This is a genomic window from Streptomyces sp. NBC_01428, from assembly GCF_036231965.1.
Taxonomy (GTDB): domain Bacteria; phylum Actinomycetota; class Actinomycetes; order Streptomycetales; family Streptomycetaceae; genus Streptomyces.
On the sequence record NZ_CP109499.1, the window covers coordinates 392,231 to 413,020 of the forward strand.

General features: G+C 71.6%; 23 protein-coding genes. 9 read left to right on the top strand and 14 right to left on the bottom strand.

Annotated features, from left to right (window positions below; all coding sequences use genetic code 11):
* Positions 1–8: 8 nt before the first annotated feature.
* Positions 9–455, bottom strand: a complete 447-nt coding sequence (locus OG406_RS01515; RefSeq protein ID WP_329183421.1) for a MarR family winged helix-turn-helix transcriptional regulator — start codon at positions 453–455, stop codon at positions 9–11.
* Positions 456–577: 122 nt separating this feature from the next.
* Between OG406_RS01515 and OG406_RS01520 the strand changes: the two genes are divergently transcribed.
* Positions 578–1,111, top strand: coding sequence for a GNAT family N-acetyltransferase (locus OG406_RS01520; protein ID WP_327407653.1), 534 nt, complete (start codon positions 578–580; stop codon positions 1,109–1,111).
* Positions 1,112–1,156: 45 nt separating this feature from the next.
* On the opposite strand, the gene OG406_RS01525 is transcribed toward OG406_RS01520, so the two are convergent.
* The 4 genes from OG406_RS01525 to OG406_RS01540 all read right to left on the bottom strand — a co-directional run bounded on the left by OG406_RS01525 (position 1,157) and on the right by OG406_RS01540 (position 5,112).
* Entirely contained in the window at positions 1,157–1,558 is a 402-nt protein-coding gene (locus tag OG406_RS01525) for a DUF6234 family protein (RefSeq protein WP_329183422.1), read from the bottom strand.
* A 129-nt stretch (positions 1,559–1,687) separates the two neighbouring features.
* Positions 1,688–3,532: a sensor histidine kinase gene (locus tag OG406_RS01530; protein ID WP_329183423.1), complete on the bottom strand. Its 1,845-nt coding sequence runs from the start codon at positions 3,530–3,532 to the stop codon at positions 1,688–1,690.
* On the bottom strand, positions 3,529–4,227 hold the full coding sequence (locus OG406_RS01535; protein WP_266619421.1) for a response regulator transcription factor: 699 nt from the start codon (positions 4,225–4,227) through the stop codon (positions 3,529–3,531). Before OG406_RS01535 ends, OG406_RS01530 begins: the two co-directional genes overlap by 4 nt.
* Positions 4,228–4,356: 129 nt before the next feature.
* Positions 4,357–5,112 carry a L,D-transpeptidase family protein gene (locus OG406_RS01540; RefSeq protein WP_267049839.1) on the bottom strand — a complete coding sequence of 252 codons (756 nt, stop codon included), beginning with the start codon at positions 5,110–5,112 and terminating at the stop codon, positions 4,357–4,359.
* 444 nt (positions 5,113–5,556) lie between these two features.
* On the opposite strand from OG406_RS01540, the gene OG406_RS01545 reads away from it, so the two are divergent.
* Both OG406_RS01545 and OG406_RS01550 read left to right on the top strand, forming a co-directional pair.
* Complete coding sequence (locus OG406_RS01545) at positions 5,557–6,357, top strand: thioesterase family protein (RefSeq protein WP_267049838.1); 801 nt, start codon at positions 5,557–5,559, stop codon at positions 6,355–6,357.
* Between the two features lie 237 nt (positions 6,358–6,594).
* On the top strand, positions 6,595–7,179 hold the full coding sequence (locus OG406_RS01550) for a hypothetical protein (RefSeq protein WP_267049837.1): 585 nt from the start codon (positions 6,595–6,597) through the stop codon (positions 7,177–7,179).
* Between the two features lie 148 nt (positions 7,180–7,327).
* On the opposite strand, the gene OG406_RS01555 is transcribed toward OG406_RS01550, so the two are convergent.
* The gene (locus tag OG406_RS01555; protein WP_327407656.1) at positions 7,328–8,200 is read right to left on the bottom strand and encodes an SDR family oxidoreductase; all 873 of its coding nucleotides are present in this window, start codon (positions 8,198–8,200) and stop codon (positions 7,328–7,330) included.
* 51 nt (positions 8,201–8,251) lie between these two features.
* On the opposite strand from OG406_RS01555, the gene OG406_RS01560 reads away from it, so the two are divergent.
* On the top strand, positions 8,252–8,902 hold the full coding sequence (locus tag OG406_RS01560) for a TetR/AcrR family transcriptional regulator (protein ID WP_267049835.1): 651 nt from the start codon (positions 8,252–8,254) through the stop codon (positions 8,900–8,902).
* Between the two features lie 75 nt (positions 8,903–8,977).
* Here the strand turns inward: OG406_RS01560 and OG406_RS01565 are convergent, their stop codons facing one another.
* Together OG406_RS01565 and OG406_RS01570 are read right to left on the bottom strand one after the other, a co-directional pair.
* On the bottom strand, positions 8,978–9,241 hold the full coding sequence (locus OG406_RS01565) for a DUF6479 family protein (protein ID WP_164375909.1): 264 nt from the start codon (positions 9,239–9,241) through the stop codon (positions 8,978–8,980).
* A gap of 223 nt (positions 9,242–9,464) precedes the next feature.
* Complete coding sequence (locus OG406_RS01570) at positions 9,465–10,013, bottom strand: GNAT family N-acetyltransferase (protein ID WP_329183431.1); 549 nt, start codon at positions 10,011–10,013, stop codon at positions 9,465–9,467.
* Positions 10,014–10,151: 138 nt separating this feature from the next.
* On the opposite strand from OG406_RS01570, the gene bla reads away from it, so the two are divergent.
* Positions 10,152–11,030, top strand: a complete 879-nt coding sequence (gene bla / locus OG406_RS01575) for a class A beta-lactamase (protein ID WP_329183433.1) — start codon at positions 10,152–10,154, stop codon at positions 11,028–11,030.
* Positions 11,031–11,058: 28 nt separating this feature from the next.
* Here the strand turns inward: bla and OG406_RS01580 are convergent, their stop codons facing one another.
* Complete coding sequence (locus OG406_RS01580) at positions 11,059–12,246, bottom strand: GNAT family N-acetyltransferase (RefSeq protein WP_327407659.1); 1,188 nt, start codon at positions 12,244–12,246, stop codon at positions 11,059–11,061.
* A gap of 749 nt (positions 12,247–12,995) precedes the next feature.
* Here OG406_RS01580 and OG406_RS01585 point away from each other — a divergent pair.
* A complete protein-coding gene (locus tag OG406_RS01585) occupies positions 12,996–14,309 on the top strand; it encodes an MFS transporter (protein WP_266619408.1) in 1,314 nt (437 codons plus the stop codon).
* 88 nt (positions 14,310–14,397) lie between these two features.
* Positions 14,398–15,375, top strand: a complete 978-nt coding sequence (locus tag OG406_RS01590; protein WP_329183434.1) for an ATP-grasp domain-containing protein — start codon at positions 14,398–14,400, stop codon at positions 15,373–15,375.
* Between the two features lie 128 nt (positions 15,376–15,503).
* On the opposite strand, the gene OG406_RS01595 is transcribed toward OG406_RS01590, so the two are convergent.
* From OG406_RS01595 to OG406_RS01615, 5 genes are all read right to left on the bottom strand, one after another.
* Positions 15,504–15,887 (bottom strand): DUF488 domain-containing protein, encoded by a 384-nt coding sequence (locus OG406_RS01595; protein ID WP_266850101.1) that lies wholly within the window; start codon positions 15,885–15,887, stop codon positions 15,504–15,506.
* Positions 15,888–15,970: 83 nt separating this feature from the next.
* The gene (locus OG406_RS01600; RefSeq protein ID WP_164375902.1) at positions 15,971–16,186 is read right to left on the bottom strand and encodes a hypothetical protein; all 216 of its coding nucleotides are present in this window, start codon (positions 16,184–16,186) and stop codon (positions 15,971–15,973) included.
* A 173-nt stretch (positions 16,187–16,359) separates the two neighbouring features.
* Positions 16,360–17,103, bottom strand: a complete 744-nt coding sequence (locus OG406_RS01605) for a VOC family protein (RefSeq protein ID WP_267049830.1) — start codon at positions 17,101–17,103, stop codon at positions 16,360–16,362.
* A 58-nt stretch (positions 17,104–17,161) separates the two neighbouring features.
* Positions 17,162–18,199, bottom strand: a complete 1,038-nt coding sequence (locus OG406_RS01610; RefSeq protein WP_329183437.1) for a hypothetical protein — start codon at positions 18,197–18,199, stop codon at positions 17,162–17,164.
* A 282-nt stretch (positions 18,200–18,481) separates the two neighbouring features.
* Positions 18,482–19,180, bottom strand: coding sequence for a hypothetical protein (locus tag OG406_RS01615; protein ID WP_329183439.1), 699 nt, complete (start codon positions 19,178–19,180; stop codon positions 18,482–18,484).
* Between the two features lie 117 nt (positions 19,181–19,297).
* On the opposite strand from OG406_RS01615, the gene OG406_RS01620 reads away from it, so the two are divergent.
* Complete coding sequence (locus OG406_RS01620; protein WP_329183441.1) at positions 19,298–19,948, top strand: TetR/AcrR family transcriptional regulator; 651 nt, start codon at positions 19,298–19,300, stop codon at positions 19,946–19,948.
* Between the two features lie 121 nt (positions 19,949–20,069).
* Positions 20,070–20,759 carry a 2-phosphosulfolactate phosphatase gene (locus OG406_RS01625; RefSeq protein WP_329183443.1) on the top strand — a complete coding sequence of 230 codons (690 nt, stop codon included), beginning with the start codon at positions 20,070–20,072 and terminating at the stop codon, positions 20,757–20,759.
* Positions 20,760–20,790: the final 31 nt, after the last annotated feature.

Consider the following 20,790-nt stretch of genomic DNA (forward strand, 5'->3'; position numbering starts at 1 on the left):
CGGCGTCGTCAGATGTTCCGTGCCAGTCGCTCGAGCAGCGGCGCGGCCGAGGCGAGTTGCTCCAGTTCCGCCGGGGTGAAGGTGCCGCCGGTCAGCGCCTCGGCGAGGAGTTCCGTCCGTGCGTTGCGCTTGTCCTTCAGCGCCTGCCGCCCTGCGTCGGTCACCGTCAGCACCACGCGTCTGCCGTCGTCGGGGTCCGGGCGGCGTTCGACCAGGCCACGCTCCCGGAGCGCGCCGACTGTCGCCCCCATGGCCTGCGCGGTGATCTGCGCCTCCCGGGCGAGCGCCGAGGAGGTCGTGGGGCCGGAGCGCTCCAGGTGGGACAGGGCGCTCCGCTCGGGCATGGTGAGTCCGCCGCCGACCGGCACCTGCCGTATCCGTCGCACGAGCAGGCTGAGGCTCGCCAGCAGGACTGAGGCGACCGCGTCGGGATCAGGAGCCAGGTCCTCGTTCATATGCTAAGGCTACCTTATCAATCCGCCTTAGTAGATTCGGGCCACCAGATCTGCCGCGCGGACCGGACCGAACGCGATGCCCGCGTACCAGGTCGGAGGGGGCGGACTGCGATACTCCCGCCATGAATGCCGACATGCCGCCGGGCCGGACGCGATCGGACGTGGGAGTGCCTGCGCAGACCGGGCCGGGGGGTGGCGCCGGCTGGACGCTGCGTCCCGCCGTCGCGGCGGACGTCGAGGTACTCGCGGAGTTGCGGGCGACGGTGATGCGCGCGGACCTGGAGCGCCTCGGACGCTACGACGGACACCGGGTGCGACAGCGCCTGCGGGACTCCTTCTCCACGGAGCACACGTCGGTCATCACGGTCGACGGCGACGTCACGGGATGCGTCACGGTCCGCCCTGCCGAGGGTGCGCAGTGGCTGGAGCACTTCTACCTCGCGCCGCAGCATCAGGGCCGCGGGCTGGGATCTGCCGTCCTGCGCACGGTGGTGCGGCGGGCCGAGACACACGGCACGACCCTGCGCCTGAACGTGCTGCAGGGCAGCGCGGCCCGTCGTCTCTACGAGCGGCACGGATTCGTCGTCGACTCCGAGGACCCGATCGACGTCTTCATGGTGCGCCCGCCGGGCGCGGGCACCGCCGGGAGAGCCTGACCGCGCAAGCGCCCTCGTCGCGACACCGCCCGCGCGGGGCCGGCGTCAACAGTTCGCGCTGTAGCGGACGCACATGGTCGACGGGGCGCGGTGATCGTTGTCCCACTCGTGCTGCGCAGCCGTCAGCGCTCCTCCTGCCAGGACGGCGAGCAGCAGGTGTGCGATCACCGTCCAGCGGGCCCGGAAGACTGCCGCCAGAACCGTCGGCACGAGGAGGACGATCAGAAACGTTCGCAGCCGCTCCATGTGGGCGAGGCTCGCGGCGTCGATCCGTCCTTGGTCTCCTTGCGCGGCCCACACCTCCAGCCCGAAGGCGAACACCCAGTCGAACGCGAGCCACCCCACCCCCAGCAGAAGCATCGGGACGGCGAAGGCGAGATCCACGCCGAGGCGTGTCCTGTCCGACCAGGGACGGCGCCGGGCCGGGGCGGAAACGGTGTCGGTCATGGATGCAGGGTGCCGCGCCGGGTGGTGACGCACATGAGCACGCGTACTCAACTCCACTCCGCACGGGATCGGTTGTTCCCGGGTGGGCCGGCATCGTCCCGGCGTTCAGTCTCCGTGGAGCCCGGGCGGTCAGACGGATGCCGCGGTCGGACCGACGGGCCCCTCGACGTACGGAAGGTGCACGGCGAACACCGATCCGCTGCCGGCGGTGCTGGACACGGTGACGGTTCCGCCGTGCGCGGTGACGAGTTGCCGGACGATGGCCAGGCCCAGACCGCTGCCCCCGGTGCGCCGGCTGCGGGACTTCTCGGCTCGCCAGAAGCGGTCGAAGACGTGCGGCAGGTCCTCTGGGTCGATACCGGCGCCGGTGTCCGACACTTCGAGGACGATCCGGTCGTCCTGGCGCCGGGCGCGCAGGGTGACCGTGCCGCCTGCCGGCGTGTGGCGGATCGCGTTGGACATCAGGTTGCCGAGGGTCTGCCGCATCCGCACGGGGTCGGCGTTCAGCCACAGCGTGCCGGTCGAGCCGACGGCAAGGCGGACCTCCGCGTCCTCCGCCCGCACGCGGTGGATCGCGGCCACCTGTTCGAGGAGTTCGTCGGCACGTATCTCCTCGGGGTGCAGGCGCAGGGTGCCGGCGTCCGCGGCAGCGAGTTCCTGAAGGTCGTCGATGACACGTTGGAGGATCACCGCCTCGTCGTGCAGGGAGGCCAGCAGTTCCGCGTCGGGGTCGACGAGACCGTCACGGGCCACCTCCAGCCAGCCCCGAATGTTGGTGAGCGGGGTGCGCAGTTCGTGGGCGATGTCGCTGACCATCGCCTTGCGCTGCGCCTCCATGCGTTCACGGCGCTCGGTGAGTTCGTTGAACGCCAGGGCCAGCACCCCGGTCTCGTCGTGCGTGGTGACCGGGACACGGACGTGCTGCTCCGGCGGCTGCTGCGCGGCCGCCGTCAGGGCGCGGAGCGGACGTACGAGGCGAAGGGCGATCAGTGCGGTGGCGGCCACCGTGAGAGCGAGGACGAGTCCGGCGACCCCGGCCACCTTGACCTTGTTCGCGGTGGACATGTTGAAGCGCGGGGTGGCGCTGTCACCGGTGCCGAGGAAGAGTTCCGCGGCCGGGGCCGCATAAGGGACGAGCTGCTGCCGGCGCGCGCCCTCGACGCAGGCCTTCACCGTGCGCCCCCGGGCCCCCTGCTCGTCGAGGGGCTTCTTGTCCATGAAAGAGGGCTCCGCGGCGGATCCGGTCGTGGCGTCGACGGTCAGGGCCACGGGATGGCCGAGGTGCACGTCGTGCCGGTCCAGACAGGACTGGGTCAGCGCGGAGAGAGCGTCCAAGGCCTTCTGCTCGGTCGGGGTGGGGGTGTTGAGTTTCCCGTCGGCGCACTCGTCGGGGACGTAACCAGGATCTGCCCGCGGAGCGAGGTTCGTGAGGTGCGTCCTGCCGCTCGGCAACCGTTCCATCCGGGTGCGAACACCGTTGCGGGCGAAGCACTGCTGACGAACGGTGGCCAGTTTCGCGACCTTGAGGCGTTCGGCCGCGGGCAGCCGGTACGGTCCCACGGCGCGCGGATCGATGCCGCTGAGCTGCGCGCCGGGCTCGGTGTCGGTGTCGGTGCGCAGCGGATCGACCGTCGCCGCGGCTTTCAGCGGCAGGGAGGACGTGCGGTCCGCGGAGTCGGCGATGGGGACGCGGCCGGTCGTGGTCAGGGCGATGCGGCGGCCGGTCCGGTGAGAGATGGAGCGCAGGGTTCCGGCGACATGCGTCCAGTCCGGATGGGTGGCCGCGTATCCGCTGAGCTGCCGGAGGATGTCCATGTCGTCGGCCAGTACCTGGCCCTGTTCCTCCTGGATGGCCCGGGTCGTGGTCTGCACCGCGAGCCAGGCCGTCGCCGCCACCGAGCACGCCGCGATGAGCACCGAGGTGATCAGCAGCCGTACGAGAAGGCTTCTGCGCAGGGGCAGTGCGCGGCTCACGCGCGGCCTCCGCTGAGCTTGTACCCGACGCCGAACACGGTGAGCAGGCGTACCGGCCTGCGCGGGTCCGTCTCGATCTTCCGGCGCAGGTTCATGATGTGGACGTCGATGGCGCGTTCGGTCGAGGCCCGGTCGATACCGCGGGTGTGATGCAGCAACTGGCGTCGTGAGAAGACCCGTTCGGGTTCGCTCACCATCGCGAGGAGGATCTCGTACTCGCCCGGGGTGCAGACCACCGGTGTGCCGTCGCACAGGACGGTGTGCCGCACCGGGTCCACCGTGATGCCCGCGGCGCGTACGCACGGGTCACTGTGCTGGTCGGCCGCGAGCCGGCCACCGCGGCGCAGGACCGTACGGATCCGGGCCATCAGCTCGCGCGGGCTGTACGGCTTGGTCATGTAGTCGTCGGCGCCGAGTTCGAGGCCGAGCAGTATGTCGTCCTCGGTGGAGCGAGCGGTCAGCATCAGGACGGGGATGTCGTCGTCTCTGCGCAGTGCCCTGCACACCTCGAAGCCGTCGATCACCGGAAGCATCAGATCGAGGACGACGAGGTCGGGGCGGTGTCGCCGCGCTTCCGCGAGGGCGGCTCCGCCGTCGTGAACGACGGTGGCCGTGTGTCCCTCCCCCAGCAGCGAGCGACGTATCAGTTCCGCCTGCTTCTCGTCGTCCTCGGCGACCAGCACATGTGCGCACACGGCGCCGATGCTATGCGCATCCGGCCGGGTACCGGCCGGTGAGAGGGGCTTCCCACACGCTGACACCTTCCTCACAACCCTCTGCGTGGCTGTGCCGGAGCCCCTCCCCCGCTCTCTTCCTCGCCTCCGTCAGCGGGCGAGCGAGGCGGCGTCCCCCATGACCACTACCGGATGCCGGCCGGGGTCCAGCGCGCGCATCAGGTGCTTCAGGTCGTCCTCGCGGAGGCTGACGCAGCCATGGGTCGGACCCCCGTGGTCGACGTGCAGCCATATGCCGCCGCCCCGGTCCGCCCCCATCGGCCGCGTCCAGTCCAGGGGTGAAGTGCCGGACTTCCGGTTGTAGTTGATGGCGACCACGTAGTCGAAGGAGCCCGACAGCGACTCGCCCTCGAATCCGGTGCCGGGTGAGACGAAGCCCTGTGAACGGTCGTACGGGAGCCGGGTTCCGGGGTCCGGCCGCAGTCCCCCGGCGTCCGTCAGCGTGAAGACGCCGATGGGGGAACGGAGGTCACCACCATGATGGTGATCGCTCCAGCCCTTGAGGGCGTTGTGCGCGGGCAGACTCGGGCCGGCCTGCCAGCCCGCCTCGGTGCGCTCGTACAGCACCACGGTGGACTGCGGGGAGTCCTTGCCCCGGCCCGTCACCACGACGGCCTGTCGACTCCGCGCGGGAACCGCGGCCCGGGTCCTGGGCCCCAGTCCCGGGAGTTCCCGTGGTGGCGCGTCCGGTGAGGCGGCGGACGCCGGATCCAGGGTCACCGCATCCTGGTGCGGCGAGGGCCCGGCGGTGCTCAGCCGGTCGGTCTGGGTACCGGCGCCGCACCCGGCGAGCAGAAACGAAGCGGCGGCGATCGCGAGCGGAACGCGGTGTACGGGGTTGATCATGCTCCGACCATGGCCCAGGCATATGAGGAACTCGTCAGGTCATCCACGATGCGGTGGAGTACCTCGGTGGGAGCGTTTCATCCATGATCCGCGGACTTGTTCATCGGACGGTCACGGACGGCCCACCGCATGGGCGCCCAACTCGGCGCAGGCAGACAGCCTCCCGGGCTCGATCCGGTCGGCACGAGCGCGACGGGGAACGTGGACTTCGCCCGGCCGCACCGACCGCGACCCGGACCGGGGAACGTGAGAACCCCGCCATCACCAACCCTGTTCTGTACGGGGCTGGTTCGGCAGCGGGCCATGGGTACCGGGACGGCCACATGCGTGCCTCGTACACTTTCACTCTCGGCAGGGCGACCGGTCGGCGCCGGCGTGCCGCCCGGCCGACGTCACACCGGCTCTTCCTCCGGGAAGGGCATGACGCGTAGGGAGAGACAGCCGTTGTCCGTGTCCACCGGTCCCCGAGGCAGCTACTTCGAAGCCATCGACGACCACCGCTACAAACCGACCCCGCACGCAGGCGGCGCCTGGGACCCCGACGAGCAGCACTTCAGTCCGCTGGGCGGGCTGGTCGTCCACGCCCTCGACCGCCACCACGCGGCAGGCCCGAACCGTGGGCTGGCCCTTGCGCGGGTGAGTTACGACATCCTCGGCCGCCTCGCCCTCGACGAGTGCACGATCGAGGTGGAGACCGTCCGCCCCGGCCGGACGATCGAGCTTCTGGAGGCGGTCGTACGCATCGCGGACCGGCCGGTCGTCCGGGCCCGCGCCTGGTTCCTGGCCACCGCCGACACCTCGGCGGTCGCAGGGAGCGCCGGAGATCCCCTCCCCCACCCCGATTCGCTCGCCACGTGGCCGATGTCCGAGGTCTGGCCCGGCGGCTACATCGCCTCCTTGGACGTCCGCCCGCTCGCACCGCCTCGGCCCGGTCGCACAACTGCCTGGGTGTCGACCCCACTTGATCTGGTCGCGGACAGCCCCGTCAGTCCGCTCGCCTCGTACCTCGCCCTCGTCGACACGGCGAACGGCATCGCCGTGCGCCAGTCGCCCACCGAGTGGATGTTTCCCAACGTCGACCTGACCGTCCACCTGCACCGCCGGCCACAGGGCACGTGGACAGGGCTCGACACCACGGTCACCTTCGGGCCCATGGGGCAGGGCCTCACCAGCACGGTGCTTCACGACGTCGACGGCCCGGTCGGCCGCGCCGAACAGATCCTCACGGTTCGGCCTGTGCCGTAGCTGTGGCGCTGTGGCGCTGTGGGACACCCTGGACCCGGCACGGCCAAAGGGGTCTTCACCTGGGAGGCCTCTGCGCCGTCGATCCTCCGCACCGGCTCACGAGCCCGACGCCGTGGCGCCGGCGGGCCCAGGCGGACGGCCCGCCCTTTTCAAGATCACAAGATGGACACACCCGTCCCGCTCGGGCTGTGCGCAACGCATGATTCCCTGTCAGCACCAGCACTTCCCAGGGGGACCATGCCTGTCCGCAGAGCCGCCGCAGTCCTGCTCATCGCCGCATCGGCCACCGCCTGCGGCTTCGCCGACGGCGGCGGACCGGGTGCCGGGACACCGGCCACCGCAGGACAGTCCGGCGCCGGGCCGAGTTCCCGTCCCGCCGCCAAGGCGCTCCCCTTCGGTACGGGCTCCCACTGGAGCGACACGGACACCGACGGCAGTCACATCAGCGGCACGACCACCGTCATGGGCTACCGGCAGCCGGCCAAAAGCGTTTCCCTGCCCGACGAGGCGTCGGGCGTCCCCGACCCGGACTGGGCGGTCCTCGACGTCAAGTTCTGCGCCGCCACGGACAGCACCAACGTGATCGTCGCCCAGGCGCCCTGGAGCCTCCGCTACGCCGACGGCACCCGGCTCGCCGCCCCCAGGATCACCTCCCGAGGAGTCGCCGAACCTCTGTACTCCGTCGCCGGGACCGCGGTGAGACCGGGCACGTGTTACCGGGGAAAGATCACGTTCTCCGTCAAGCACGGGAGCAGACCGACAAGCGTCGTCTACGACGTCGACTCACGCGACCCCGTCGAATGGACCGTCCCGAAGGCGTAGACCGTCAGGCGGCGCCCGGGGCTCCCTCGCCCGCCGTGAGCACCGGTTTCCGAGCCGGCGCCCGATCACGCGAAAGCCGAACCGGCGTGGCCGAGGCCCCTGGAGCGCGCCTCGCGTCACAGCCCCCACACGATCGCGGCCCTCCGGGTCACGCCGTGGCCCCCTTCGGATAGTGGCGACGCAGGTTGGCGGCGAGGATGCGGTCCAGGGTGCGATCGGAGAGGAGTCGGCCCAGGCGCATGATGAGGGCGGCGTCCCGGCCCGCGGTGTAGCGGGGGCGTGGCCTGCGGGTCGTCACGGCTTTGACGATGACCTGGGCGGCGGCGTCCGCGGTCAGGCCCGATGCCGTACCCGAGGCCATCAACCGGTTGTTCGCCCGGACCAGATCGCCGTAGCGCCGGTCCTGCTCCGGTGTCATCCGGGCCGCCAGATCGTTCGCCGTCGCGATGCCGCGGGCCGCGATCTCCGTACGGACGCCGCCGGGCTCGACCACCACGACCTGAACGCCCAGCGGGGCGACCTCCCGGCGGAGCGAGTCGCTCACCGCCTCCAGGGCGAACTTCGCCCCCGCGTACGCGCCGTACGTGGCCATGGCGTACTTGCCGCCGATCGAACTGATGTTGATCACGCGACCCTTGGTGCGCAGCAGCTCCGGCAGGAGTGCCTGCGTGACCGCGATGTGGCCGAACAGGTTGACCTCGAACACCCGCCGCCACTCGGCCATGGGCAGGGCTTCGACCGGAGCGTTCACCTGGACACCGGCGTTGTTCACGAGTGCGTGCAGCGTGCGGGAGTCGGCGGCGACCCGGGCCGCCAGCGCCTCCACCTGTTCGGGCTCGGTGATGTCAAGGATCACGGGCTCGACGCCGGTCGCCCGGATGGCGTCGGCGTCGCGGTCGCGTCGCACGCCGGCCAGGACGTGGAAGCCCCTGCGGGCCAGTTCACGGGCGGTGGACGCGCCCATGCCCGTGGAGGCTCCGGTCACGACGACCAGCTTCTGTGCTTCAGATGACGTTGTCACCTCAGTTACGTTACCCGTTCGGATGACACTGTCAACTGTATGATGGACGCCATGGTCACCCGCGCGGAATCCGCCGCCGTCACCCGTCGCGCCCTGCTCGACGCGGCCTCCGATCTCCTCGACCTCGGCGGCCCCGAAGCCGTCACGCTGCGCGAGGTGGGAGCGCGAGCAGGTGTCTCACGAGGAGCGCCGTACCGGCACTTCACCGGCAAGGACAGCCTGCTCACCGCGATCGCCACGGAGAGTTGGGAACGCGTCGCCGACCAGGTCCACAGCCTGCGGACCGATACCGGCCTGTCGGCCTCCGACCGACTGCGCGGCGCGCTCGGCACTCTCCTCGCCATCGGCCGGGACCGGCCCCACCTGTACGACTTGCTGTTCAGACGGCCCGGGCGCCGCCCTGAGGACCTCGACGCGGGACTGGACCCCGTCCGGCGCCGGCTGTGCGGCCCGGCGGGAGACCCGGTGGCGGAGCGGATGCGGGCTGCGGGACGCTTCCAGGGGGAGTTCACGGCCATCGTCGCCGACCTCGTAGGAGAACAGAGCGCCCGCCACTACGGCGCCCTCCTCCTCGCCGGCGCGCACGGCATCGCGGACATGGAGCTCAGCGGCCACCTCGACCCGGGCAGTCTGGGCACCACCGCGGACGAACTCGTCGACACCCTCGTACACATGGTCGCGAACGCCCGCGCGACGACGTAGCGGCGCCGGCGCCACATCAAGGCATAGCGGGGCCCGCGCCGCATCGCGCGCGGACGAGCGTCGTCCCTCGCCGCTTCAGCGATGAGGTCGCCCCTGCTCGGGGTCGTCGTCGGGAGTGCTCCAGTCGGCTCCGCTGCGCGGGGGGTCTTCCATCTGCCGGCGCGCCTCCGCCACCTGAGGACCCGGCGGCGTGGGGGCGGACGCCCGGCGTTCGGCGGTGCGCCGACTACCGAGCACGAAGGCCGCGAGCAGGATCGCGACGACGAGGACGCCCGCCACCGTCACCCACAGGACCCCGGCGGACGAGAAGGCCAGTACCGTCTGCGTTTCGGCAATCATGACCGCCGAGTGCCCCACATAAGGACAAACTACCCTTCCGTCCGGTTACCGGACATCGATCTCGCTCGGACCGGCCTTGACCTGCGCCCGGACGAGCCCCACGCGACGCGATCGCGTCACCGACATGGCCGTCGTGGCCGTATGCCCTGCGGCGGCAGCACGGAGGCGGGCGTCCGCCGCCGCCCGAGGCCGTCCATGTGCCGGCGGACCAGGACCGCCGAGCTCACAGTCCGTCGTTCAGCAGCGCGTACATGAACATGTCCCTGCGCTCGTCACCCACTTGCTGCCATTTCCGCAGCAGTCCCTCGCGTTGGAACCCCGCACGTTCCGCGGTGCGGACGGATGCCGTGTTCTCGGGTTCTATCCACAGTTCGAGCCGGGGGATGCGCAGGGTGCGCAATGCCCAGTGGGCCACCGCGCCCACGGCGGCCACCGCCGCGCCCCGACCGCGTGCCGACCTGGCGACCCAGTAGCCCATGGAGGCGCGTCCCTGCGCCAGATCCTTCAGCCACAGGCCCACCTGGCCGACCGGCCGGCCGTCGGAGGCCACGACGACGAACGTGTAGCCCGCACCCGTGGTCGCCCGGCTCCACTGTCGTTCGATGAAGGCGACACCGGCCGCGTCGGTGCAGGGCGAGGGCACTGTCGTGATCAACGGGATGTAGTCGTCCTCGGATGCTTCGAGGACGAGCGGGAGATCCGAAAGGCGCCACGGCCGGAGGGTGAATCCGTCACGGGCGTCGAGTTCGGGCACGTCAAGGGGCTGTTCCATCCGCCCATCCTGCCGTGACGCCCGCTCGGCCCGCGCCACGGGTTCGCGCTCGACCGATCGACAAGGCCGTACAGCGTGTGACGTCGGATATACAAGATCGGCGATAGCACCTCAATGTCGAATGAACAGGATGAAACGATGGCACTCACGCGTCGTGGTTCGCTCGCCGCGCTGACCGGACTCGCGGTCGTCCCCCTGGTCGGCGCCGCACCACGCGCGCCGGCCGTGCCGACGCGAACGGCGCCGTCCTTCGCGGGCCTGGAGCGGGAGTTCGATGCCCGGTTGGGCGTCCATGCCGTGGACACCGGCACGGGCAAGGCCGTCGCGTACCGGCCGGACGAGCGGTTCGCCTTCGCCTCCACCTACAAGGCCCTGGCCGCCGGGGCGGTCCTGAGGAGGAACACGCCGGCGGGGCTGGAGCGCGTCGTCCCCTACACGCGGGCCGAGCTGGTCGCCCACTCCCCCGTCACCGAACGGCACGTGGAGTCCGGCATGTCGCTGCGCGCGTTGTGCGATGCCGCGATCCGGTACAGCGACAACACCGCCGGGAACCTCCTGTTGGACGAACTCGGCGGCCCGAAGGGCTTCCAGGCCGAACTGGCCGGTTTGGGCGACACCACCACCCGGGCCGACCGGTACGAACCCGCTCTCAACGAAGCCGCTCCGGGCGACCCCCGCGACACCAGCACCCCCCGTGCCCTGACCTCCGCCCTGTACGCGTACACCCTCGGCGGCGTCCTGGACGGCGAGAAGCGCGCGCTGCTGCTCGACTGGCTGGGGCGCAACACCACCGGCGGTGCGCTGATCCGCTCCGGCGTCCCCGCCCACTGGAAGGTCGGCGACAAGACCGGCAACGCGAGCTACGGCACCCGTAACGACATCGCCGTGGTGATTCCCCCCGGTGCCGCCCCGATCCTCCTCGCGGTGCTCTCCAGCCGTGCCGCCCGGGACGCGGCCTACGACGACCGGCTCATCGCCCGAGCCACCGAGGTCGTCGTCGCCGCGCTGCGGGCGTGAGCCGGGGCGGACGGTGCGGCCCGGCCCCTCAGTCGAGGGCGGACGTACGCAGGTAGGCGTACTGCCGTGAACCGAGGCAACCCCGCGAGGCCTTGGCGGGGCCGCTGCCCGTGCCGTAGTGGATGACGGTGGCGCCTGCTCGCGCCGCGGCCTCGACCAGGTGGTAGTAGAGCAGTTCGAAGTAGAGCGGCAGCCCGCGTTGGGCCGCGTAGTCGAAACCCGCGCGGTGCGCGAACCAGCGGTCGTGATGGACCACGATCAGCGCGAAACCGATGATCTCGCCGTCGAGGCGGGCGGTGGCCGCCAGCGCGTCGGGGCCGCAGGCACGGAGCGCGCGCTCCAGGATGGCCGCGGAGCGCGCGGTGGTCCAGGCGCTCATCCCGTATTTGCCGAGGAGGGTGGTCTCCAGCTCCGCGAAGCGGGGGATGTCGGCGGCGTCGAGCGGAGCCGTGGCGATCTGGACACCGGCATCGCGCACCGCCCGGCGTTCGGCGCCCATCCGGCGACGGCGGTGAGCGGAGAACCCTGCGGCGTACTCCGCGAAACCGCCCGACGGCACCGACAGCCAGTGATAGTCCTCGGAGTGGAAGGAACGGTAGCCGCGCCGGGCCAGCAGCGTCCGCAGCGCGGTGTCGTGCTCGTCGACGTGAAGGAAGGAAACGCTGCGCAGCCCCTCCTCGTCCGCGAGCCGCTCGGCGGCGCCCAACAGCCGTTCGGCGGTGCCGTCGTGGCCGTCGCGGCTCAGGAGCGTGGTGCGGCCGAGATGCCGGCCTCCGCAGACGAGGCCGGGCAGCAGGGCGTCGGCGAGGTCGTCGGGCAGGTCGCCCGCCACCTCCCCCGCACCGTGGCGTCCCTCCTCCGCGCAGAGCCGCAGCACGGTGTCCGGGCGGCCGGCGAGCCACGGGGCGTTCGTGTCGGCGACCGCGGTGGCGAGCGCCCCGGCCAGGCCCTCGCCGTCGGTGAGGGTGAGGTAGCGCATGACCGCGCCGGAGGTGTCCTCCGCCACGTCGAGCCAACGGGTCGCCAAGTAGGCGGCGTCGGGGCCGGCGAGGCGGTCCCAGGCCGCGCGGGGAAGGTGCGCGGCCCGGCGGACGACCCCGAGTGCCGGAGGGCGGGGGGATGCGCCGCCGGAGACGGGCCCTTCGTCCAACGGCGGTAACGCCGGTCTGAGGCGGGCGCGTTCGGTCGCCCGGATGTCCACGTCCGGAATCTGCACGGTGCTCTCCTGATCGGCTTCACGGCGGCCGGTGTCGGTGCCGTCGTGTGCGGGTCCAGCGGCCGGGCCGGGCTCCCGGAGCCGTCGGAGGTCCCGTCGGCCGATGCTTCTGACGGAGTCTTGTTGTGCTGCTGCATGGCGCCCTGTCGTCGGCCCCTCCCACAGCGGCATGCCGCAGACCCGTGCGGGCGCAGCGCCCTGCCGGTCCGGGACGCTCCACAGGAGGTACGGGAGCGGGGGAACCGTCGCGAGCGGGGCACAGCACAGGGGTGGACGGGGGTGTCACGTCCGGCGGGGCGCCGGGAGGAACGCCGCACCGGCACACGGCGGGAGAGCCGGGATCAGGGGTGCGGAGCGGTACGAACCGCGGCGAGGTGGTCGTGCCGTCACCCGCGGAGCGGCGGCGAGGACAACGTAGGTGAGTGCCCCCTGCGACGCAAGCGCCCGTATGCCACCGAAGGGACGTCTCCGCCATTGTCGCGGCTCGTCAGCGGAAATCGGCGGAAAACCGATGGAGCAGGTGACCTGCCGCTCTGCGCGGAGATTCACGAGATGGGCGCCAACTCTCCTCCTTCTCCGGCCATTTCACGTCTCTCCGCCCGCTCTCCGTCGTCTCTTCGCCGCTTGCGGCGCCTCCGTACCGCCTCTAGCGTCGTCGCGCTCCCCGGCGGGACCCGGGCAGCCCGCTCCGCACCCCGGAGAGCGGCGTGCACGGGCCCCGCCGTCGCTGTGCGCCGTACCGCGGTTCCGTGACGGCACGGGACCACGCCCTCCGGAAAGGCCTGGTGATGGTCGGACCACCCCGTTCCACCGCCGGCGCGGGCGAGGTGGGCGCCCTGCGCCTGCTGCTGACCGCCCAGGCGCTGAGCCAACTCGGTTTCCGGCTGCTGGGGTTGGCGATGCCGATCCTCGCCACCACCACCCTGCACGCCTCCGCCTTCGAGGTCAGCGCCGTCGCGGCCTGTCAGACGGCGGCGTTCCTCGTCGTCGGGCTGCCCGCCGGCGTGTGGGTGGACCGGATGCGCAAGCGAACGGTGATGGTCGCCTGCGACCTCGGCCGCGCCGTCGCCCTGGGCAGCATTCCGGTGGCGTGGACCCTGGGCACCCTCGACGTGCTCCACCTGTGCGCGGTCTCCCTCGTCACCGGCGTCCTCACCGTCTTCTTCGACGTCGCCGAGCAGAGCTACCTGCCGCACGTGGTCGGTGGCGACCGACTCGTCACCGCCAACGCCCGGCTCACCGGTGTGGAGGAGGTGGCGGGTGTGGTCGGGCCCAGCGCCGGCGGCCTGCTCATCCAGGTGGTGAGCGCACCGCTCGCCATCGTCGCGACGGCGTTCGGGTACGTGTGGTCCGCCGTGTGCGTGGCCCTGATCCGACGGCCGGAGCCGCTTCCGCCCCGCAAGGACCGTCCCCAGCTCCTCAGGGGAATCGCCGAAGGCGTGCGGCTGGTGACGCGGGACGCGCTGCTGCGGCCCATCGTCCTGTGCTCCACGACGTTGACCTTGTTCTGGAGCATGTCCTACGCGATGCTCCTGGTCCTGCTCGCCCGCGACCTCGCCGTACCCGCCACCACCGTGGGTCTGCTCCTCACCGCGGGAAGCCTCGGAGGCGTCCTCGCGACGCTCGTGGTGCGCCGGCTCATCGACGCGGTGGGGGACGCGACGGCGGTGAAGTACAGCGTGGCGTGCGGCGCCCCGCTCACCCTGCTCGCGGCCCTCGTCCAGCCCGGGTGGCGACTCGGGCTGGTCAGTGTCTCGCTGTTCGGGCTGGGGGCGGCGCTCGTGGTCTACAACGTGGCCCAGGTCAGCTTCCGCCAGCGGGCCGTGCCGCCCGACCGTCTGGGCCGGGTCAACGCCACCGTGCGGTTCTTCGCCTGGGGGGCCCGCCCCGTCGGCAGCCTGTGCGGCGGTGTGCTGGCCGAGGTGTTCGGTGCGCGCGGTGCCGTGCTCACCGGGGCGGTCGGCACCTCGCTCGCCTTCCTCTGGCTCTTCCTCTCACCGCTGCGCCGACTGCGGACCCTGCCGACCGGCACTCCCGCCGGAGAACCCCTCGCGGCCACCTGACCGGGGCCGGCCGCCGCACCGCACGACCGTGGCCGATCACCGCCGCTCGGCCCACTCACCCGTCCGCCCGACGAACGGAACCCCTGCCGTGACCGACGCCCTCCCCCCGACCGACGCGCCCGACGCCCCCGCGATCGTGTGGATCACCAACCCGGACAACTACGACCCGCGCCGCCACCTCCTGCTGCAGAAGGAGGGCTCCGACCGCGTGAACCTCTTCGAGAGCAACGGTCTGCCGGTCCGCGTGGTGCATTCCGGAGACCTGGTACCGGCATGGTCCGGCGGCGCTCCGCGCCTGTACCTGGACGAGGAGGACCTGCTCGGCGGCGGTCACGCCTTCCTGCTGTCGGACTGGACCTGGGACGCGGGCATCGGACGCCACGTCCAGGCCATCACGCGCACCATCAGGGCGGCGGGGCGCGTGCTCCTCAACGACGGCATCCGTGACGCCGAGTCCCTGGGTTCGGACAAGCTCGCCATGTGCCACACGGCGGCGGGACTCGGCATCCCGGTCCCGCCCACGGTCGCGGTCCCCTTCGGACGGTACGCACGGCGGGTCCTGCCCGTGGTCGGACGGGAGTTGGGAACCGGTCCGTACGTGGTCAAGCCTCGCGCGATAGCCATGGGGTTCGGCGTGCTGAAGGCCGAGGGCCCGGAGCAGTTGACCGCCGCGGTCGACCTGGTCACCCCCGCGGCGCTGGGCGCGGTGGTGCAGCCGTTCCAGGAGAACGACGGCGACGTACGGGTGTACGTGCACCGGGGGAAGGCGGTCGCCGTGATGCTGCGCCGCCCGAAGGAGGGCTCCTACCTCGCCAACGTGAGCGAGGGCGGGTCCGGCGCGTCCTTCGAGGGTGACGACCGCGTGCGCTCGCTCAGCGAACGGCTGGCCGCGGGAGTGGACGCGGACTACCTGTGCGTGGACTGGCTCCTCACCCGCGAGGGCCCGGTCTTCAACGAGTGGATGACCGTCTCCGCGGCCTACGAGGACCTGCCGGAACCGGACCGCTCCCGGGTGGCGGCGGCGCTGGTCGCCTATGTGCGGGACCGGATCGCCGCGGGCTCCTGACACATACCTTCCGGGCGTCCGTCCGGGGCGTTCCCTTGACGGGCTGCCCCGGACAGGTCCCGGACGACCCCCGTGCGACCTGCGCACGGCCGTACGCGCGACACCGCCGCGGCGTCCGGAGCGCCGCCTCACCGGCGCGGTTCGTGCCCCTGCTCCGCGAGGTGAGCGACGAGGACGCCGACGTGGCTGTTCTCCGGTTCCTTCACAGCGGTGACCAGGGTGACGGTGCCATCGCTCGCCAGGCCGAGGAGGTGCTCGACCGCCGCTGCGTGCTCGGCGTCGTCGAGCTCCGCCTCGTACTGCCCCTGGAAGGCGGCGAAGTCCACCTCACCCGCGTGGTACGCGACGCGAAGACCGCTCGACGGCGCGATGTCCTTGAGCCACTCGTCGAGGTTCGCCCGTTCCTTCGAGAGCCCACGGGGCCACAAGCGGTCCACCAGAATCCGTCGACCGTCGGCCGACTCCGGCGGGTCGTAGACCCGGCGTACGCGGAACCCCGCATCCGACTTCATCTCGTCTCCTCTCGGACGGTGTGTCGGGGGAGGCCCATCGAGAAGGACCGATCTCGGTCCACGGGCCCCATGGTCCGCACGGGCTAGTCGGATTCCCTGGCAAGAACACGGCGAGCCGCCTCGGCCTCGGCCGCCGCCGGGGACACCTCGTCGAGGGTGTCGAGTTCGTCGTCGCCCGCCAGCTCCTCTTCCCAGGCGGCTGCGAGCCGTTCCTGCTCCTCCCCGGGTCCGGCGGTGACGGACTCCCTGTCCTCCGGGGTCAGTGCGGCCAGGAAGCGTGCGACCGAGTCGTTCGGCATGCGTGACCTCTCATCGCTGGGCATGGTGCGGGTACCGGCTCAGCATGGTCAATCGGCCCGGTGGCCGGTGCCCGACACAGCCGCGGCACACTCGGATGGCCCCGGCTCCCGATGCCGCTCGCGGTCCCCGCTCATCCCTCTGGACGGACCGCGCCTCGAAACGTGATTCCGCGTCAGGACGGCGCGAGCACGCAGAAGGCGTGGCCCTCCGGATCGCTCAGACATGTCCACGGGACGTCGCCCTGACCGACGTCGAGGTCGGTGGCACCGAGGGCCCGCAGGCGGGCGACCTCCGCCTCTTTGTCGTCGCCGGGACGCGGCAGCAGGTCGAGGTGGACGCGGTCGTCCCCGGCCTTCGTCTCGGGCGTCCGAATGAACTCGAGATAGGGGCCGACGTCCTGCGCGGAGCGCAGCGACGCCTGATGGTCGTTCACCTCGTGGAGGGTCCAGTCCGTCGCCGCGTCCCAGAACCGGGCCATGGCCCGCGGATCCACGCAGTCGACGACCACCGCGGCGATCGGACCGGTGTCCCGGTAGATGTCGCGAGGCTCCAGGACGCAGAACTCGTTGCCCTCCGGGTCGGCGAGGACCGTCCACGGCACGTCGCCCTGGCCCACGTCGACGGGCGTCGCGCCGAGAGCCCGGAGACGCGCGACCAACTCCGTCCGATGGGCCGCGGAGGTGGTGGCGAGATCGAGATGCACTCGGTTCTTCGCCGTCGTCTTGGGTTCCGGGACGGGAACGACGTCGATACAGACATCGACCGGGTCCGGCCAGACGAAGCCGACGGGCGCCACGAGCCGGGTCACGCCGGACGCCCCGCCGGACATGTGCCGGCCGAGCGCCTCCGCCCAGAACAGGCCGACCGCCGAGACATCAACGGCCTTGATGTTCACCTGGACAGGTCGCAGAGCCATGCCGCCGATCCTATGCACCACTCCGTGACGACTTCCACAGGTGCCGCCTCGCGACGGGTCAGGGCGAGACGAACGCGGGGCGTGGGACGTCGGGGGCCCCGGTCGTGTCGGTGGCATCCGACGGCGACGCCGAGAGGCGATTACCGCGCCGGTCGGCAAGGAGCACACAGGTGACCCCGATGACGCCCCAGGCCGTGAGCACCAGGGCGGGGAAGCCGGCGCCCGTTCCGTCGAAGAAGGCGTTGGTCCGCAGCAGACTGCCCGAGGCGCCCGGCGGGAGCAGTTGGCCGACGGTGGCCCATCCGTCGGGGAGCCAGTGGGGGCCGGTGGCCAGTCCGGACAGCGGGTTGCCGAGCAGCATCATGAGGGCGCCGCCGAGGGCGAAGCCGCCCATGCCGAGGAAGGCCTGGAGGCCGAGCAGGGTGGTGGACATGGCCGTCATACCGAGGATGACGCCGAGGGCGGTGAGCCCGTAGGTGCCGTCGATCGAGTGCGTGCCGAACTGGAGCACGGCGGTTACAGCGGCGCCCGCGACGACGGAGAACAGCAGGGCTCCCGCCAGCCGGATCCGCAGGCCGCGGTGACCGGGGAAGACGCCGCCCAGGATCAGTGCGGGGAAGATCCCGCCGAAGATCATCGGCATCAGTGCGGCCGTCAGACCCGCGCCCCGAGGGTCCTCGGCGGTGAACGGCACCAGGTCGTGGACGGTGGCGCGCGTCCTGTTCTGTTCGGCGACGCCGTTGCCGAGTGCGGTGAGGGCGCTGGTGGCCGAGGGGCCGCCGGCGGTGGCGGTGTAGACGTCGACTCCGTGGGCGGTGACGGCGAGGCCGCCCGCGATGTCCTTGTTCCTGACGGCCGTCTCGACGGCGTCCGAGGTCTTGTAGAGGCGGACGTCCCATGCCGGTCCGTCGACGTTTCCCTGGACCGCCTCGGTTGCCTGGCGGGGCCCGGTGACCCCGATGGGTACGTGGTGCGGGCCGCTGTGGAGCGAGGGCAGCGCGAAGGCGCAGAGCATCGCGGCGATCAGGGCGGACAGTCCGAGGACGACCAGGGCCAGCTTGCGTCCCGTACCGGGTGGGGTGGCGTCGTGCGACATGGTGAGGTCTTCCTTTTCCGGGCACCGTCCGCCGGAGGGCCGGGCCCCTTGTCGTCTCGGGTGGTGGGGAACGTCGGGCAGGCGTGGAGGGACGCTGAGGGAGCGCGTACGCCGGTGAGCCGACGGGTGTCGGCCGGCCTCTCGGGCGGTTCAGCGCCTGCCCCGAACGACACGACCTGAGCGCCGCCGGGAGCGCGCTCCCGGACGCCCGACGGCTGCCGGCCGATGACGTGGGCTCGCCGACGGCCGATGACAGCCGACGGCGAGCCTTGCCGAGGTCCGTCAGGCCTGGGCCGCGGCAGCGGCGACGATCCAGTTCCTGAACTCGACGGCGTAGTGCCGCAGGTGGTGGTCGAGGACGTCCTGCGGGCAGGACGTGGGGAAGTAGACCGTGAGGTTCGCGGTGAACCCTTCGGCGGTGTCACCGAACTGGATCAGCGCCCGCCCGACGACGGTGCCGTCCTCCAGGAACAGGTTCGAGGACATCTTGCGCGGATACTCCGACTCCGGAAGGAGCTCGTCCGCGTCCTCGGCCCACGCCATCGCGGCCGTGCCCCAGCCGCCCATGTAGAACGAGCAGATGTGGGGGCCGATGTTCTCCACCACGCGCGCCCCGATGTCGTCGGTGCCCATCGCGTAGTGCTCGGGGTGCGCCGCGAGGAGCGGCCGCTCGTCCTTGCCCGCGAACGCCGCGTCCATCCAGGTCAAGAACTCGCCCGAGGTCAGTCCGCCCGCCTGCAGCACCGTCGTCCCCGCGCGGAACGCACCGTCGGAGGTGCGCGCGCACTCCCGCAGGAACGCGTTGCCCTCCTCGATGTCCGCGGCCAGCAGATCGAGCAGGCCCTGGCGGCCCAGTCGCGCCCTGAAGCGATCCAGGGCACGGCGGGCGTAGAACAGCTCGAAGTCGTCGATGCTCCCGGCGCCCGTGGGCCCCGACTCGAGCGTCACGGTCACCGGCGGGAAAGTCCGGTCGTCGGTCATGGTCGCCACCTCCAGTAGAATGCGAATGTAGATTCACATTCGCGTTATGAGAGTACGCGGAGAGGTGCACCCCTTGTCAAAGGTCCCGCCGGGGCAGCCGCCGATACGATGCGGGACATGACCGACGAGCACGACCGCCCGGCGCCCTATCGCGAGCCCCGGCAGGCGCGCAGCGCCGCGACCCTGGCCCGTGTGCTGCAGGCGGCAGAGGACATCGCGTCGTCGGCCGGACTGGACGAGATGACGATCACCGGTGTCGCGGAACGCGCGGGCGTCTCGGTCGGCACGATCTACCGCCGTTTCGAGGACAAGGACCAGCTGGTCAACGCGTTGACGGAACGCATGCTGGACCGGCGTGAGGAGTACGTGGCCGAGCGGCTGTCCGAGGCCGAGCCGTCCCTGTCCGGCGTCATGGACGCCTACGCGCACGCCCTGCTGGAGTCGTTCGCCGACAGCAGCGGTCTCTTCCCCCAACTGCTGCGCGCGCGGGGAACCAAGCCTCCGGACCGCGGCGCCCGCACCATCACGGAGATCCATCGCCTCCTGCTCGAAGCGGCGGCTCCCTACGCGGACCAGATCCGCCGCTCCGACCCGCGGGCGGCGCTCGACACCGCCGCCCGTGCGGTCCTCGGCGCCTGCTTCCACAACTCCGTACGCCCCGACCCGGCGACCGGCGAAGTGGCCCAACGCCGCTACGCGGACGAACTCAGCGACATGGCGATCGCCTACCTTCTGACACCCGACCGCCGGCGTCCCGCCCGCACCTGAGTGGTCGCGCGGAGGGCGGGACGAGCGACCTGCACGAGACCGAGGCCTTCGGCTCCTCCGTTCCCGAGGTGAACCGAAAAAAGACCTCGTGCCCGGCGGCGGGCTGCGCGATCATGACCCGATGGACACGCGCTTCCTTGCGATCGCAGAGTTGGACGACGCCCCTTCCGTGGCGGTCGTGGTCGACGTGATGCGCGCTTTCACGGTGGCCGCCTGGGCCTTCGCCCGGGGAGCGGAAAAGATCGTCCTGGCCGAGTCGCTGGACGAAGCGCTGGCGCTGAAGGCTCGCCACCCCGGCTGGGTGGCCCTCAAGGACGGACCGCCCGCGCCCGGGTTCGACGCTGTCAACTCTCCAGGCATGCTGCGGTCCGTCGACCTCGGTGGCCGGACCGTCGTGCAGAAGACCACCGCGGGGACGGTCGGCGCCCTCGCCGTCAAGGAGGCGTCGCTGGTGCTCTGCGCCGGGTTCGTGGTGGCGGAGGCGACGGCCCGGCTCCTGCGGATACACGCGGCCGACCAGGTCACGTTCGTCGTCACCGGCGAGGACGGCCGCGCGGACGAGGATCTGGCGTGCGCTCAGTACATCGCTCGGAGAGCCACCGAAGCGGATACGGACGCGGACGCGTTCCTGCGCCGCGCCGGCGGGTCGCGCGCCGCCGCCGAACTGGCGCAGGGTGTGCGTCAAGGAGTCCATCCCGACGACGTGGCGCTCTGTCTCGAGCTGGACCGGTTCCCCTTCGCCATGGTGGCGACCCTGGAAGACCAGCTCATGGTCCTCCGCCCGTCCGCCGTTCCTTCACCGACCGACTGAGTTCGTCCGCCACCGCCCGCTCCGCCCGGTG